The organism is Thioclava sp. 'Guangxiensis' (assembly GCF_045348365.1).
In the GTDB taxonomy this organism is placed as follows: Bacteria; Pseudomonadota; Alphaproteobacteria; order Rhodobacterales; family Rhodobacteraceae; genus Thioclava; species Thioclava kandeliae.
On the sequence record NZ_CP155823.1, the window covers coordinates 701455 to 717580 of the forward strand.

Annotated in this window: 14 protein-coding genes and 1 pseudogene; 4 read left to right on the forward strand and 11 right to left on the reverse strand. The window is 61.5% G+C overall.

The window, feature by feature from the left end; translation table 11 throughout:
• Positions 1 to 179: 179 nt before the first annotated feature.
• Genes ABEB22_RS16710 through ABEB22_RS16720 form a run of 3 tightly spaced genes read left to right on the forward strand, consistent with a single transcriptional unit; the run spans position 180 to position 2719 of the window.
• Positions 180 to 1235, forward strand: a complete 1056-nt coding sequence (locus ABEB22_RS16710; protein WP_349295483.1) for a leucyl aminopeptidase — start codon at positions 180 to 182, stop codon at positions 1233 to 1235.
• A 10-nt stretch (positions 1236 to 1245) separates the two neighbouring features.
• Positions 1246 to 1905, forward strand: coding sequence for an isochorismatase family protein (locus ABEB22_RS16715; protein WP_339114769.1), 660 nt, complete (start codon positions 1246 to 1248; stop codon positions 1903 to 1905).
• A complete protein-coding gene (locus ABEB22_RS16720) occupies positions 1853 to 2719 on the forward strand; it encodes a hypothetical protein (RefSeq protein ID WP_349295484.1) in 867 nt (288 codons plus the stop codon). The genes ABEB22_RS16715 and ABEB22_RS16720 overlap by 53 nt, the downstream gene beginning before the upstream one ends.
• 2 nt (positions 2720 to 2721) lie before the next feature.
• Here ABEB22_RS16720 and ABEB22_RS16725 read toward each other — a convergent pair whose 3' ends face one another.
• Genes ABEB22_RS16725 through ABEB22_RS16755 form a run of 7 tightly spaced genes read right to left on the reverse strand, consistent with a single transcriptional unit; the run spans position 2722 to position 9698 of the window.
• Positions 2722 to 3177, reverse strand: a complete 456-nt coding sequence (locus ABEB22_RS16725; protein ID WP_339114767.1) for a hypothetical protein — start codon at positions 3175 to 3177, stop codon at positions 2722 to 2724.
• The gene (locus ABEB22_RS16730; protein ID WP_339114766.1) at positions 3164 to 3577 is read right to left on the reverse strand and encodes a nuclear transport factor 2 family protein; all 414 of its coding nucleotides are present in this window, start codon (positions 3575 to 3577) and stop codon (positions 3164 to 3166) included. Before ABEB22_RS16730 ends, ABEB22_RS16725 begins: the two co-directional genes overlap by 14 nt.
• Positions 3577 to 5052: a 4-hydroxyphenylacetate 3-hydroxylase N-terminal domain-containing protein gene (locus tag ABEB22_RS16735; RefSeq protein ID WP_339114765.1), complete on the reverse strand. Its 1476-nt coding sequence runs from the start codon at positions 5050 to 5052 to the stop codon at positions 3577 to 3579. Before ABEB22_RS16735 ends, ABEB22_RS16730 begins: the two co-directional genes overlap by 1 nt.
• 30 nt (positions 5053 to 5082) lie before the next feature.
• Entirely contained in the window at positions 5083 to 6018 is a 936-nt protein-coding gene (locus tag ABEB22_RS16740; protein WP_349295485.1) for an ABC transporter permease, read from the reverse strand.
• 1 nt (position 6019) lies between these two features.
• On the reverse strand, positions 6020 to 7096 hold the full coding sequence (locus ABEB22_RS16745; RefSeq protein WP_349295486.1) for an ABC transporter permease: 1077 nt from the start codon (positions 7094 to 7096) through the stop codon (positions 6020 to 6022).
• Entirely contained in the window at positions 7093 to 8664 is a 1572-nt protein-coding gene (locus ABEB22_RS16750) for an ABC transporter ATP-binding protein (protein WP_349295487.1), read from the reverse strand. Before ABEB22_RS16750 ends, ABEB22_RS16745 begins: the two co-directional genes overlap by 4 nt.
• Complete coding sequence (locus tag ABEB22_RS16755) at positions 8664 to 9698, reverse strand: BMP family protein (RefSeq protein ID WP_349295488.1); 1035 nt, start codon at positions 9696 to 9698, stop codon at positions 8664 to 8666. The genes ABEB22_RS16750 and ABEB22_RS16755 overlap by 1 nt, the downstream gene beginning before the upstream one ends.
• A gap of 366 nt (positions 9699 to 10064) precedes the next feature.
• Between ABEB22_RS16755 and ABEB22_RS16760 the strand changes: the two genes are divergently transcribed.
• Complete coding sequence (locus tag ABEB22_RS16760; RefSeq protein ID WP_349295489.1) at positions 10065 to 10754, forward strand: FCD domain-containing protein; 690 nt, start codon at positions 10065 to 10067, stop codon at positions 10752 to 10754.
• Positions 10755 to 10756: 2 nt separating this feature from the next.
• On the opposite strand, the gene ABEB22_RS16765 is transcribed toward ABEB22_RS16760, so the two are convergent.
• The 4 genes and pseudogenes from ABEB22_RS16765 to ABEB22_RS16780 all read right to left on the reverse strand — a co-directional run bounded on the left by ABEB22_RS16765 (position 10757) and on the right by ABEB22_RS16780 (position 16107).
• The gene (locus tag ABEB22_RS16765; RefSeq protein ID WP_349295490.1) at positions 10757 to 11869 is read right to left on the reverse strand and encodes an AbrB family transcriptional regulator; all 1113 of its coding nucleotides are present in this window, start codon (positions 11867 to 11869) and stop codon (positions 10757 to 10759) included.
• Positions 11870 to 11883: 14 nt separating this feature from the next.
• Complete coding sequence (locus ABEB22_RS16770) at positions 11884 to 13206, reverse strand: amidase (protein ID WP_349295491.1); 1323 nt, start codon at positions 13204 to 13206, stop codon at positions 11884 to 11886.
• Complete coding sequence (locus tag ABEB22_RS16775) at positions 13203 to 14681, reverse strand: amidase (RefSeq protein ID WP_349295492.1); 1479 nt, start codon at positions 14679 to 14681, stop codon at positions 13203 to 13205. The genes ABEB22_RS16770 and ABEB22_RS16775 overlap by 4 nt, the downstream gene beginning before the upstream one ends.
• 348 nt (positions 14682 to 15029) lie before the next feature.
• Positions 15030 to 16107, reverse strand: a pseudogene (locus ABEB22_RS16780) (IS3 family transposase).
• Positions 16108 to 16126 lie beyond the last annotated feature (19 nt).

The following is a 16126-nucleotide window of genomic DNA, read 5'->3' on the forward strand; positions in this document are numbered from 1 at the left end:
GGATGCTTTTTATCTTAAAAATGAGTCTTTTTGCCTATTTTAAATGCAGGATTCCCTGCTTGACCGGAGTATCTTTGCCCAATTCACATTCAACCAAAATATGGTTGATTTCGTGGTTTGACATGGCGGGGGCAGGCTCTCAATCATGGCGCAAGCTTGATAGATGCAGGACCCGAATTATGCCAACCCAACTTGAAATGGTGAAGCTGTTTACCACGCAGCTGGAGCTGTGCAAGGTGACGCCCGAAGAAACCGTCATCGTTCTTTCCGAGGCCGATATCCGCGCCGATTACGCGACGGCCTTCCTGCTGGCCGCGAAAGAACTGGGCGCGAGCGCGTTTCAGATCAACGTCGCGGGCCGTGATTACCGCGAGATGCGGCTAACGGTGGGGCGCACGGCGATCGCCGGAAACCGCCCCGTGATCGAGGCGCTCAAACAGGCTGATCTGGTGATCGATCTGATGGGGATGCTGTTCAGCCATGAGCAGAACGAGATCTGTGCCTCGGGCACGCGAATGCTGTTCGTACATGAGCCTTTCGATGTGCTGGTCAACAACTTCCCGTCCCCCGCGCTGCGCGCCCGTGTGGAATATGGCGAAAAACTACTGGGGCAGGCCCGCCAGATGCATATCACCTCGGAGTACGGCACCGATGTCACCTATGATCTGGGCCAGTATCGGGTGATGACGCAATATGGCTATACCGACACGCCCGGCCGCTGGGACCATATGGGCACGGGGCAGGTGCTGAGCCAGGGGATCGATGGTCGCGTTAATGGCCGAGTTGTCATCATGCCCGGCGATGTGATCGTGGCCTTCAAGAACCGCCATGTCGAGCGCGAGATCGAGTTGACCATCAAGGATGGCTATGTCACGAAGATTGATGGCGAGGGCATGGACGCCGCCCTGATGTCGGATTTCATGGACAGTTTCGACGACCCGCGCGCCTATGCGATCAGCCATATCGGCTGGGGGCTGCTGGGGTCTGCCAAATGGTATAACAACCTGATTTCCGCGACCCGCACGACCGAGATCGGGGTCAATTCGCTCAGTTACTATGGCAATGTGCTGTTCTCGCTTGGCCCCAATACCGAGCTTGGCGGCAATAATGATACCGCCTGCCATCTGGATATCCCGCTGCGCCGTGCCACGCTGAAGCTCGATGGTCAGACCATCGTCGACAATGGCCGCATGGCCGTGGCCGAGATGAAATATTCCCCCGTGACCCAGCATTAAAAGAGTACCTATGGAACTGTCCAACAAGACCGCGCGCGAGATGTTTTACGAGCTGCGCGACGACCCGAACCGCCTGATCTATGATTTCGGCAACAAGCCGATGCTGATCAATGTCGATCTGCAATGCGCCTACACGCAGCCGGATAGCTATATCACCGCCTATGAGACCGACCCCGCGCAATGCGATTACGTCAACCGGCTGGCGGGCCGGATGCGCGGGCTGAACCTGCCGGTGATCTGGACCTATGTGGGCTTTTACGAGGATGGCGCCGATTGCGGCATCTTCGGTACGCGCGATGATAATCCCAACAGTCTGCAGAATATCAAGCTCGGCTCGCCACGCGCGGCGCTTGACCCGCGGCTGGATGTGCAAAAGGGCGATATCGTCCTGAACAAGAAGATGCCTTCGGCCTTTTTCGAGACCCATCTGCAGTCGCTCGCCACCTTCCACGGCATCGATAGTGTGATCGTCACTGGCGGCTCGACCTCGGGCTGTGTGCGGGCCACGGTGGTCGATGCGCTCTCGCGCAGTTTCCGCGTGGTGGTGCCCGAAGAATGCGTGGCCGATCTGCATGAAAGTCCCCATTTCGCCAATCTCTACGATATGATGAAGAAATATGCTCGTATCTGTTCCTTCGACGAAACCGATCGCTGGCTCGCTTCGCTTTGAGCCCGCACTGGGGGTGGCCGCGTCCGATGCGCGGCTTCCCCATCTGCATCTTGGCCATGCGCCACTGCCCCAGCCCCTCTGCGGCTCGGTGATGCTTTTAGGTAATTTCGACGGGTTGCATCTGGGCCATCAGGCACTGCTGCACCGCGCCAAGACCTGCGCGGCCCGAGAGGGCCGGAGCCTCTCGATTATGGCCTGCGAGCCGCATCCCAAACAGCTTTTCGCTCCCGATCTGGCGCCGTTCCGGCTCTCTTGCGGCATGGCGCGCTACGGGCGGCTGGCCGAGGAGGGGCTCCACACGGTCTGGACCCCGCGGTTTGACCGCGCCTTTGCGGGCCTTTCCGCGCAGGCGTTTGTCGAGCGTTTTCTGGTGGCGGAATTCGCGGTCTCGCGCGTGGTTGTCGGGCAGGATTTCCGCTTTGGTGCGGGGCGGCAGGGCGATGTCGACTTGTTAGAGCGTTCGGGGCGGCATTGGGGCTACCTGCTTGATGTGGTCGAGGATGTGAGCGAAGGTGGGGTGCGGGTGTCCTCGTCTCTGGTGCGCCAATTGATTGCGGCGGGGCAGGTGCCGCAGGCGGTGGCTTTGCTGGGCCAGCCTTGGGTCGTGCCGGTGGCTTGTGTGGGGGCGGGGCGATATCAGGCCAATCCCGCGCAGCTTCTGCCGCCTGCGGGCATCTATAGTGTTCAGGCAAAAAGCCGACGCGCCGCCGGTTTGGGGCAGGTGACCGTCGAGATAACGAAAGACCGCCGGATCACGGGATATCTGCCGCCGCAGACGGCGGCGATCAGCTGGGGGGCGTCTGCCCGCTTGTAAGGTTACTGCGCACCACAGCCCTGTGATGTGCAGGTCAGTATCCGGGCTTGGGCCACGATCCGGTGGAACGGCAGGCCCGTGGGGCGGGCGTCGATCTGGGCGCTTGTTCCGCAGGAGAGCCCTTCAACGGCCATATCTTCCCCTGCCGCGTTCAGCCAAGACACCGTGCCGCTTTGTGGCTCGAAGCGGAAGGGCAGGGTCTCGGAGCCGCCCGCAGGGACCGGATCGGTGCGGATCATATACCAATGCGCCAGCGTGATCTGGCACAAAACCGGCGCACTTGATCGGTTTTCCACATCCACAGGCGCGGCCTTTGCGGGGGCGTCCGGTGCGGCCAGATAGTTATGGCTGCGCAACCAGTCCGGAAGATCGGGGCGTGTGGTATCATATAGCCCGCCCGCCAAGGCGGGCATCGGAAGGATAAGGGCTAAGGCCAAAACGGGGTCAAGCAGACGCATGTTCCGCACGGATCTGCGCCATGAAGGCCTCGGGCGACCAGTAATCGGTGAGCTTGCGGATCTTGCCATCCTCAAGGTGAAAGACATGTGCGCCCTCCAATGTAATCACTTGGCCATGGGCCTCGAACGGCCCGATGGGACGGGTCATCCGTCCGGTCATGACATAGGTCACCACCACCTTTGGCCCTGCCGTGATGCGGGTCGCGGGGGCTAAACGCAGCCCCTCCAGCATGGACAGAAAGCCCGCTGTTCCTTGTTCGATAGCCGCAAGCCCCTGGCGCGATTTGCCCGAGGCTGCCTCTTCATGCACCGCATCGGGTGCATGAAGGGCGGTGGCGGCCGAGGCATCCGCGCGGTTATAGGCCGCGTAGAAAGCCTCGATCACATCGGGCGCAGACATCAGTCCATGCCCGCCAGCTTGCGCGCCAGTTTCACATGCTCGGAGCGGTCATATTCATTGAACAGACGCGCACGCAGCAGAGGCGCGGGGGTCGCGTTGACGTTTTCAAACAGCGCCACACGGCCCGCATGGGACGAGGTCGTAAGATCCCAGATGAAGTTCATCACCCGCTCTTTCTCGATTCCCGAAACCCCATGCCCAGGCAGGAGTTCGACCAGATGATGGCCGATCTCGGGGTTCTCGAAGGCCTTCTTGCCAAAGCGCATCACCAGACCCTGACCGCAAAGCTCCTGCAGCGTATGGATGATATTGGGGTAATGCTGGATCGAATACATCCGCCCCGCGGTCAGGAGCGGGATATCGGGGGCAAAGACGCCATTCTCGGTGGGCTTGGCCTGCGCTTCGGCGGCGAGCACAAAGGCGCGCAGGGTCTGGGCATATTGGATCATATCGGCCACCAGCGCCTGCACGGCCTGGAACTTGGCGGTCCCGAGGATGTCGAGCACCAGCTGAGCGCAGCCCACGAACAGCTCGGCCTTCACCGCCAGACGCGACAGGATATGCCAATGCGCCCAGTTGGTGGTCTTGCCGTAATAGGTCACCAGCTCCTGATCGCCCAGGTTGAAGATCCGGTCTTCGGGGACAAACACATTGTCGAAGATCACCAGCTGGTCGGCTTCCTCGCCCTTGTAGTTCAGCGGATGGTCATGCGGATCGGCTCCGGGATTGGACAGGCATTCGCGCGAGACAAGCTTCAGCCCCTCGGTGCCGATCGGCAGAGAGCCCCAGATGCAGGCCTCGGGGGGCGTGCCCTCATAGGCGAGGTTGGTGAAGAAGATCTCGTTGGTCTGCGCCGCGATTGAGCCCACCGATTTCGCGCCCGAGATCCGCACGCCGCCCTTTTCGACGCCGGTGACGCGCAAGAGCGAGGCGGCCTGCGCCAGAGGCTGCGAGCGGTCATTCTGCGGGCCCGTCAGGCTCTCGGCGCAGGTGATCCCGTTGAGCTGGCCATATTCCATATAGCGCTCGATATTCTCGGCAAAATCGGGATTGATCCCCTCGAAGGTCGATTTCTTGGCCTTGAAGGTTGGCAGATAGGCCCAGAGCCCCATGGCGATCGAGGGCCCGAGATCCGGCGGGCGGCCATAGGTGCCTGCGGTTTTCTTGGCGGTATATTCGATCATCATGCGGCGCTCGACGAGCTGCTCGGGGCTCATCGGCGCCTGCCACGAGCGCGAGACGATGGCGCCGAGCTTGGGCTCGTAATAGGTCGTGGCTTCGGCATATTCGGGGGTGAACTGGTCATCGAACATCTCGGCCAGAAGATCGATCCCTGCGGCCAGATGCGGCGCGTCATAGACGCTGCCCAGTTCTTTTCCCTCGACCCAGACGCGGCGTCCGTCCTTGAGGGACTCTTTATATTCGGCGCCGGTGCGAAGTTTCTTCGCCGGTTTGGCTTCGGTCATTTGGTTCATGGAAGATCTCCTTTGAAAATGGGGCGGCGCCTAGCGGGTGCCGCGACGATAGGCTTGGCCAAGCATCGCGGGCATCCGCGCATTCCGGCCAAAGAGGATGAGGACGATCATCACCGCCACGAAGGGCAGCATCTGGATGATGTCGGTGGGGATCTCGATGCCGCCCACCTGCAACGCGGTGGTGGCGGAAAGGCACAGTCCGAACAGAAGACCGCCGCCCAGCACCCAAAGCGGACGCGCGCGGGCAAGCATGGCCAGAACGATGGCGATATAGCCCGCGCCGCCCGTCATATGCGGGACAAAAATGCCCGAGCCGATCACGGCCATGAAGCCGCCGCCCAATCCTGCCATCGCGCCACAGACCATGACGGCGCTGGTGCGGATCGCGGTGACATTGACGCCCACGCTATCGAGCGCATCGGGGCGCTCGCCGGCGGCGGCCAGATCGAGGCCGAGATAGGTCTTGCGGTAGATGAGCGCAAAGCCCAGCGGCGCTAGCAAGGCCAGCCATGTCAGTGGATGAGCGGTGAAAACCGCACCTCCCAGCACCGGCAGATCGCTCAGTCCGGGAAGGGCAATGGTGGGGGCCGCATCAAGGCGCGGATAGGTGCGGGCGAAATAGACGTTATGCATCAAAGCGGTCAGCCCCGTGACGCCCAGTGTGATGGCGATGCCGATAATGATCTGGTTCATTCCAAGCCGAACGCAGAGCACCGCCATGATGAGCCCAATACATGCGCCGCACAGGAGGGCCGCAAACATGCCGCCCCAGATGCCCGCACCGGCAAGGGTTGCGGCAAAGCCCGCATAGGCTCCGCCTAGCATCATGCCCTCTAGCCCGATATTCAACACGCCCGCGCGTTCGGAGAATTGTTCACCCAATGCCGCCAGGATCAGCGGCACCGCCGAAATCACGGCGCCCGACAGAAGGGCGGTCAGGAAGGTCTCGGAGAGAAGTGCGCCCATGTTACTGTCCCTTGCGCTTTTGGGTAAGAAGCTCGGCCAGAGCGAGGAAGACCAGCACGAAGGCCACTAGCACCAACGTGAAATCCTGTGGCACATTCATGCGGGTCGCCGCCGAGGCGCCGCCGATTTCCAGCACCGAATAGGCGAACACAAAGAGGATCAGGGCAAACCCGTTGAACCGGGCCAGAAACACCAGCGGAACCACAGCAAAGCCATAGGCAGGGTTCCAGCTGGCTTGCATCTTGCCAAGTGCACCGCTGAGCTCCACAGCCCCCGCCAGCCCGCCAAGCGCACCCGACAGGCACAGGACCGACATCGCCAGAAGGGGCCCGCCAAAGCCCGCATGAAGCGCCGCCTTGGGGTTGAGGCCAAGGATGCGGAAGCGCAGCCCCAACGCCGTGCGGGTCATCATCAAGTGAACGCCCAGAACGACCCCCAGTGCAAGGATCAGCCCGATATCGATATCGGTGCCGCCCAGCGAGGGCAGGCGGCTGTCGACAGGGATCGTCAGGGTCTGCGGCTCGAGGGAATTCGGGTCTTTCAGCCAGAGTTTGATCAGCGCCGAGGACAGCGAGGTGGCGATCAGGCTCATCATCAGGCCCGAGATCACCTCATTGGTCCCGTAGCGCGCCCTGAGCCATGCCGGCGGTAGCGCCCAGAGGCCCCCAACCACGGCGCCCGCCAGCACCGTCAGCATAAGGGCAGGCAGCATCGGCATAGCGCCCAGCAACACCGGTCCCAATGCGCCTGCGGTCAGCGTGCCCAAAAGATATTGTCCGTCGATCCCCAGATTCCACAGCCCCGAACGGAAGCTGACGATCAGCGCCGCCCCGAGGATCAGAAGCGGGATCATATGTTCCAGCGTGGCTTGCAGCCCGCGGGCCTTTAGCAGGCCGCGCTCGACCACATAGCCATAATAGGCCAGCGGATCCGAGCCGAGCATCGCCAGCACCAGCCCCGCTGCAACCAGCGCAAGGATGATCGGCACAAGCGTCTGCCCCAGCACCATCAGAAGAGGGCTGGCACGCCACTGCTTCGGTCTGGCGGATTTCTCGGGGATATCTGTCGTGTCACTCATGCTGCCGTCTCCGGAACTCGCTGGGTCTCATCGCCGATACCCGCCATCAGGCGGCCCACAGCGGCGCGTATGCTTTCGGGATCAGCCTCGGGGCCATTGCGGATGATGCCCACCAGCCGCCCGCGCGACATCACGCCAATCCGGTCCGATAGCGCGATAATCTCCGATAGGTCGGTCGAGACCAGAACGGTGGCCAGCCCGTTCTGGGCGGTGTCGCGGATGCGGGCACGGGTGGCCTCGATATTGCGCAGGTCCAGCCCGTGGGTAGGTTTGTTATAGATGATTGCCTTGGGGGCGCCCTCGAGTTCGCGCGCCAGCAGCGCCTTCTGGATATTGCCGCCCGAGAGCTTGCCGATCGGGGTCTGGCCGGAGGGTGCGCGGATGTCGAATTCGGTCATGCGCACGCGGCCATGCGCGTCGATGGCTTTCATATCGGCGATACCGCGACGCCAGAAGGGCTGCTGCCCGATATCCTTCAGCAGGAGGTTGAACGTGATCGGCAGCGTGGGCACGGTGCCCTCGCCATTGCGGTCATCGGTGGCGTAGCGCAGCCCCGCATGGTGACGCTCGCGCACGGTTTTTGCCCGCAATGCGAAACCGTCCAGTGTGATCTCGCCCGAACGGGCCAAGTCCTGCCCCGCAATCGCACGGGCCAAGGGCGTCTGGCCATTGCCATCAACGCCCGCGATCCCGAAGATCTCGCCCGCGCGCACATCGAAGCTGACATCCTCGAATCCCTCGCCGGACAGATGCAGGACCTCCAGCATCCGGCGCTGGGTCTGGCCCGTCGCTGCAGGGCGACGCAGGGGCGGCGAGCCCTTGGCTACCGTATTGCCGAACATCAGTTGTACGATCTGTTCCATCAGTTCCGCACGGGGTTGGGTGCGGAAATCCTGTGCGCTGATGCCGCCCACACAGCGACCGCCGCGCAGGACCGAGACCTTGTCGCCATAATCGAGCGCCTCGTTCAGGTGATGGGTGATGAAGATGATCGACACGCCCTGCTCGGCCATGCGCCGCATCATCTGGCCAAGCTCGCGCACGCCTTGCGGCGAGAGCATGGCGGTGGGCTCATCCAGCACCAAGAGCCGCCCGCCGCGCCAGAGGGCGCGGATGATCTCCACCTGCTGCTGTTCGCCCAGCGACAGATCACCCACCAACGTATCAAGATCGATGGTAATGCCGAAGGCCGCCGCATCACGGATGAAGCGCTTCTTGATGGCCGCGCGGTTCGGGCGCTGCCACCACGGGCTTCCCAGAAGCAGGTTCTCGGCAACGGTAAGTGTCGGAACCAGCATCCGATGCTGATAGACGGTGCCGATCCCCAACTCGAGCGCATGACGGGGCGATCTCAGCCGGATGGGGGTGCCATCCAGCAGGATCTGCCCGGCATCAGGACGCTGCACGCCTGCCAGCATCGAGATCAGGGTGGATTTTCCCGCCCCGTTCTCGCCCAGCAGGGCATGGACCTCGCCCTTCGCAAAACCCAAACTGACACGGTCATTGGCGACCACGCCCGGAAAGCGCTTTGTTACGGCCTCGAGCGCGATAATCGGCACGCCATCCATCAGTTTGCAGCGCTGAGCGTGGAGCTCATAAGAGCTTTGGTTGCCTCTGGATCGGTTACCAGATCGACCTTCACGGAGCCGTCGATGATCTTCGCCTTCACAGCCTCGATTTCGGCCCATACATCATCGGGGATATGGGAGGTTTTCATCAGGCGCTGCGAGTTGTCTTCAAGGCGGAGCGCGTAGGAGCTCTTGCCAAAATTCCCGTCATTCGCATCCTTGATCATATCGCCGAAGATCGGGGACATGTCCCAGATGACAGAAGACAGGAGATTGCCCTTGTCGAGCGAGGTCTTGTCGCCGATCACATCGATGAACCATGTCTTGTCGGAGCCGGGGGCAGTGGTCGTCTCGACTGCCTGGATCATCCCGAAAGACGAGCCATTGCCCTGACCGAAGATGATATCGGCGCCTGAAGCGATGACGCTTTCCGTCACGCGGCGTGCACCCGCCACATCGGCATAGGCGGCAGGGCCGATGATCGCATAACGCAGCTCGATATCCTTCGAGACATAGCGCACGCCCTGAGCAAAGCCTGCCGATTGCGCGTTCCAGTTCGGGCTTTCCGACGAGACCACGATGCCGATCTTGCCGGTTTTCGTGGTCTTGGCGGCCAGAACCCCGGCAAGGAAGGCGCCTTTTTCGGCCATTAGCGTGTAATTGGCGACATAGGGCGGCTCGGACTGGATATTGGCCGCGGCGACCATCACCTTCATCTCTTTGGCGACCTCGACCGCCTCGGTGCTATAGCCCGAGGCATGCGCCACGATCAGCTGCGCACCGTCATCGGCCAGTTCGCGCAGCGTGGGACGGATATTGCCGTAGCCCAGCCCCTGCGCCACGATCGGATCGATACCAGCGGCCTCGGCGGCGGCTTGCAGGCCCTCGACGCCTTGCTGGTTCCAGCCGAAATCGGTGCCCTGTTCGGGGGTCACGATCGCGATGGTCTTGATATCTTCGGCCCAGCCGGCGAGCGGAAGAAGGCTTGCGAAAGCGAAGCTGCCAGCGGTGAGAAACACTCTGCGGGGGATCATGGTGCGTGTAATTCCCTGTTGATGAGATATGTCGTTGGCATGGGCAGTTTCTGCCTTCTGTGCCGGATGAAAAGGGCGGTCGACCACGGAATTTCGGGTCATGACCTATGAAGATTTTGGGTGCGTTCATTTGTCAACCAATAGATATATTTTATTTTTGGTTGATTTGGTTGGCTCTATCATAGGTGAAGTTTTCATCTGTCTTCCGCCACGCTCCGCCGAAAACGCGGGCAATTTTGAAAGATTGCCGATTTCGTCCAGCGGTTGATGCCTAATTCCTCTTGAATGCCCATCAACCATCTATGCTGGTTGATGGATCTTGGTCTTAAATGGTAGGATCGACCAACTTAGGGGGACGAGGTAGCGATGGACCAGGACGAACATCAAAGCGGGCAATGGGATGATACGCAGGCCGCCACAGGCGCCGAGCCGACGCCCTCGCAAGCAGAGCTTATGGACCAGATCCGCGAGGTGCTGGCCCAAACAGGCCGGCTCCCGGCAGAACGGAAACTGGCCGAGCAGCTGGGCGTCAAGCGTCACCAACTCCGGATTGCTCTGGGTTTTCTGCGTGATACAGGCGATGCGCCGCAACCGCGTCCGCGCAACCCGCGCAAATCCCGTCGGGCGGGGGCCAAGGATATCGTGCGCAACACCAACCCGATCGAGGTGATCGAACTGCGGATGATGATCGAGCCGACGCTGGCACGTCTGGCCGCGCTGCGGGCGACGCCGAATATGATCCTCGAGATGAAGAAGATCGCCGACCAGATCGACAAGGGCGGTAAGGACCGCGCGGGGGATCTTCATCGGCTGATTGCGCAGGCCTCGGGCAATGCGCTGGCGCATGAGCTGTACGATATGCTGCGCCAGATCGAGGGCGAGGTGCGGATGAGTGCGGCTTCGGGGCATAACTTGCGGCCCAATAGCGACACCGATGAACATCGGGCCATCATTGCTGCCATCGCGGGGCGCGATCCGGATACGGCCGAACGCGGTATGCGCCGTCATCTGGCCTCGATCCATCAGCTGATGATCGGGGCCGGACTGACGCGCTAGCTTTATTCCGCAGGCGGGCTGTCTTGTGGGGGCGCGTTGGAGCGGCGCAGCCCTTGCCGGATGCTCAGGCTCAGCGCCCGCGCCAATGGCGGCCCCGCCAGTACGACCGCAAAAAGGCGCACCACCTGCATCGTCATGATGAAAGACAGGTTCGCATTGGCATTGACCGCGATAATGGCGATGGTTTCGATCGATCCCGGCACGGTCGCCAGAATGCCGGTAAGAACGGTTTCTCCGGCAATGCGGGCAAGGATTATGCCCGATACCGCACAAAGCCCCATAAGCCCGAAGGAAAACAGCGCGACGGGCCAGAAAATCTTAACGGCGGTGCGCAGCGTATCGGGTGAAAAGCGCAGCCCCACCTGTGTGCCCAGCAGAAAATATGCTCCGATCAGCAGCCAAGGGGGGAGTGCCAGATCGACCCAGCCGCCCCCTTGCAAGATAGAGGCGAGGACCAGTGGCACCATGGTCGCTGCCGCAGGAATGGGCGCATATCGCGCCGCAAGCGGCCCAGTCGTAGCCAGAAAGAGCGTCAGCAATACGCCATAATGGGCCGCGCCATTGGTCGCGGCTGCTATGCCGCTTGTGTCGTCAAGAAGCAGACGCGACACGATGGACATCACAAGAATGACAGTCATAAGCCGGATGATCTGGATAAAGGCCACGATCCGGCTGTCGAGCCCGCGCTCCGAACTCATGGCGATGACCGCCCCTGCCATGCCGGGCAGGAAACCCCAGATTGCCTCTTCTTTACCAACCTTGGTGCATAGTCCCAATACCAGCCCGACCAGGCAGGCCAGAACCAATGTCATCGCAGCGAAAAGCGCGACAAACGGCCAGAGCGACACCGCGCGCATAAGGATCTCGGGCGTCAGGTAATGCGCAATCATGCATCCCGCCACGCCTTGCGCCATCTCGTGCCAGCTATTCGGCACGCGTAAAGGGGTGCCTCTGAGGCCAAGTGCAGTCGCAACCAAGACAGGCCCCAGTAGTAAGGCCGCCGGAAACTTTGCCCATGCCAGTCCTCCCACAGCGAGCGCCCCGAAGACGAGCAGCAGTGCCAGATGACGCAGGGCCTTTGGAGCATCGGTGAAATCGCGAAGAACAGGTCTCAAATCAGGGTCTCGCTTCAGCTTTGCAGGGCGAGAGCAGGGCGCAGGCCCTTTGCCGTCAGCTCTGTCTCAATACGGATCGCTGCTTGTAACAGCAGGTGGTCCTGTCCGGGGCGCGCCACCAGTTGCATGCCGAAGGGTAACCCGTTCCGGTCAAAGCCTATGGGCAGGCTGAGGCTTGGCAGCCCGAGGAGCGTCCAGCGGATATTGTAATCGGCAGGGCCTGTGGACCTTATCCCTTCGGGGGCGGCAGAGGGGGCTGAAGGCGTGAGCAACAGATCGGTAGTGCCAAAGAGCGCCTCGAGATCCTCCAGTGCCTGATCGCGCCGTATTAGGCCGTCCTGATAGGCCTGTGCATTGGCGATCTTCTGATGACGGGCGGTAAAATCGCGGGTAATCGGGGTCAGAAGATCGTTCAGGCAGTCGCGCTCATAGGCCAGTGCGGCAGAGGCCTCCCAAGCGAAAACGGCCTCCTGCGCGGCCCCGAGATCCGCCCACCAGCCGGGCTGTTTGTGAGGAACAGCCCCAAGGGTAGAGGCCGTGTCTTCCAGTGCCGCCGCATAGCGGTCACAGATCGTTTCTCCCGGCTGATCGGGTAGGAAAAGCGCATATCGCACGCGATTGTCGATGGGGATCAGCCAATCCGGCCTGCGGGCACAGGTGGCGGCAAATAGCGCGGCATCAGATGTATTGCGCGCCATTATTCCCACAACATCGAGGCTTTCCGCCAAGGTTTTGACGCCTGTGCGGTCGATCCTGCGTGGCCCAAGCTTGACGCCCACCACCCCGCAATAGGCCGCAGGGCGGATCGTCGATCCCGAGGTCTGGGTGCCAAAGGCCAAAAGGCAACTGCCTGCCGCTAGTGCTGCCGCAGAGCCCGAGGATGACCCGCCGGGCGTATGGGCCAGATGATGCGGGTTACGCGTCGGACCGGGCGACATGGTGGCAAATTCGGTTGTCACGGTCTTGCCCAAGGCAACCGCGCCCGCGCGCCGCGCAAGATGGACGGCAGAGGCATCGGCGCGGGGTTGGTGACCTGCATAAGCGGCGGACCCATAGGCCGTGGGGATATCGGCGGTGTCAAAGACATCCTTGATCCCCAAGGGGACCCCGGCCAAGGGGCCTTTGTGCGGCTGTGCATCGATACGGTCGGCGGCGGCGCGCGCAACCTCGGGCGCCAGATGGGCAAAGGCTGCAATTTCCGGCTCCATCTGACTGGCGCGATCCAGAAAGACCTCGGTCACTGCGCGGGCGGTTATTGCGCCTGACTGGACGGCGTGCGAGATCTGGGTCGCCGTCATCCATTGCGGGTCGATGCTCCGTAGGGGGGGAGGTGTCATCTGGCAGCCTCGGCAAAGGTTTCGCCGCTCAGCATCTCTTTGGCCATAGGCGGGAGGCGGTGCGCCCAAGGCGCGGCCTTTTCCAGCTGTGCCGCAATCTGGAACAAAAGCCCGTCTGCGCCAAAAGCCGCGCCGATCTGGCATCCGACGGGCAGATTATCCTTGGTCCAGTAAAGCGGCACATTCATCGCCGGACAGCCCGAGGCGTTGAACACCGCCGTCAGCGGCGCATGGGCCCAGAAGCGGTCATAGAAAGCATCAAGCCCCATCCCTGCGCCGGCAAGATAGCCGATCTGCGGTGCGATCTGGGCGGTTGTCGGCGAGAGATAGGCATCCACCTGCTGGAAATAGGCACCCATATCGCGGCTGGTCCGGTGCAGGACCTGCACGGCCTCAAGGTAGGCCACGCCACTGGTCCTGCGGCCTTCGGCGATCCATTCGGCGTTGACCGGCTCAAGCAGCGCATCCGGATCAGCAATGCCTTTGGCCCGAGCGACCTGATCGACCGATTGCGCACAGGAGACCCCGCCAATGACCCGCCAAGCCCGTTTGAGCGCGGCATTGTCATAGTGCGGGGTCAGTTCGACGACCTCATGGCCAAGATCTCGTAGTAGATCTGCGGCATAGCGGGCTGCAGCAGTGCATTCGGGGTCAAAGTGATGCCCTTCTGGCGGCGTGACTTGCAGCCCGATGCGCAACCGACCAAGGGGGCGGTTCATAGCGGCCTCGAAGCTTTCGCTTATCGGGGGCGCAGCATAGGGGTCGCCAATGTCGGCGCCGTGGCTGACATCCAGCATCCGCGCATTGTCGCGCACCGAGACCGAAATTGCGTGCGGCGTGGACATGCCCGCCACGCTTTCGGCATGGGTCGGGCCCACCGGATTGCGCATCCGGCTGGGTTTGAAACCGAACACGCCGCAATGGGCCGCAGGCACGCGGGTTGAGCCCGCTCCGTCCGAGCTTTGCGCCAAAGGCACGACCCGCGCGGCCACCAGCGCAGCCGACCCGCCCGAAGACCCGCCTGCGGTGCGGCCCAAATCCCACGGGTTACGGCACGGACCATGCAGGGCGGGTTCAGAGGTGAAAGATAGGGCCAGTTCCGGGGTGTTGGTCCGGCCAATAAACAAGAAACCGGCTTTCCTGAGACGCGCCGCCAGAGTATTATCGGCAGTGCAGACCATCGTTTCGAACAGTTTAGAGCCGAGGCTCATCTGCGAGCCTTCGACGGCGATCCCGATGTTTTTCAGCGGCAGGGGCACCCCGGCGAAAGGACCGACGGCCGAGGGATTGGGCTGCGCGTCGATCATATGGACCATCGCATTCAGCTGTCCGTCAACCTGCGTTAGCCGCTGGCGGGCGCGCCGATCAAGCGTCTCTGGCGAGACGTCACCATTGCGGACCTGCCGCGCCATTTCGGTCGCATCGGGAAATATGGGGCGCAGCACTTCGGGCATCGTGATCTCCAGACTGTTCATCCCAGACCTTGCAACTTCCTGTATAGCGGTCAACCAAAATAGCCGTTTATAGTTTTGGTTGATTTTGGTTGCAGCGGTTTGGTCGAAAATTGACGATGAATTCCGCTGATATAGTGCAGAACCGTCAACCCGGAGCGCTAATGGCCTCCTTCAGAGGGAGTTCAAGTGGTCTGCCCTACTCAAGTGGTCTGGTTTGAACATTGGTGCATCGTCGGCCGAGCGTCGAAAGGCGCAGTCCCTTAGGTTTTGCCGACCAAACCCTGAGTAGATCCTCGTAATATAATACGATGAGGTAGAATATATTGTCGTTGTTCTGGTCTGCCCCACTTGAGTGGTCCGGTTTGAAAGTTAGTGCATCGTGGGCCTTTGGTCTACTGGCACGATGCTTTCGGGTGCTGGTGGGCGATATCCCAAAGAGCTATGCGGGCGCAGCGTGTTGTAATGCTGGCGCCAGCGTTCGATCAGGATCTGGGCTTCTCTTGAGCCGAATAAAACACCTCCCCATCCAGTAATTCGTCACGAAGCCTGGCATTGAAGCTCTCCACGTAGCCGTTCTCCCAGGGTGACCCCGGTTCGATATAGGCCGTTTTAGTCCCGACCGCGTCGATCCAGTTGCGCAGCTTGGTCGCGATGAATTCGGGGCCGTTATCTGACCTGATAAACCCGGGCGGACCGCGAAGGATGAACAGATCGGTCAGCGCGTCGATGACGTCGACCGAGTTGAGCTTGCGTTTGACGCGGATCACAAGCACCGTCCCTAGGTGAATTCATCGACAATGTTGAGTATGCGGTAGGCTCGCCCGTCCGCGGTCTTGTCTTGGACGAAATCATAGAACCAGACATGGTTCGGACGCTCCGCCCGCAGCCGGACGCAAGAGCCATCCGCCAGCCAGAGCCGTCCACGTTTCTTCTGCTTTTGCGGGACTTTAAGCCCTTCGCGCCGCCAAATCCGCTCGACCCGCTTGTGGTTCACACACCATCCCGCCTGGTGCAGCAAGCCGGTGATCTGGCGATAGCCATATCGCCCGTATTGGCGTGCCAGTTCAATGATGTCAGCGGACAGCAGGGCTTCGTCCTGACGACCGAGCGGGATCTTGCGTTGGGTCGACCGGTGCTGCCCAAGCGCCTGACAGGCACGGCGTTCGGAGATGCCGAGCGCCGAGCGGATATGGTCGATGCACTGACGACGACGCGAAGGGCTTAGAAGGGCTGCGTGTTCGGGGCTACAAACCCTCCACTGGAGGGTTTGCTACACGCCCCTCATCTTTGCGGCTTCCGTCAGGATCAGCTTGTTGAGTGTCAGCTCCGACACGGCGCGCCTGAGCCGCGTATTCTCTTTCTCGAGTTCCTTCAGTCGCTTGAGCTGATCGCGGTCCATCCCGCCAAACTCACGACGCCAGCGGTAGTAGGTTTGTTGGTTCGGCATGGCCCTCGAACCAGTGGTG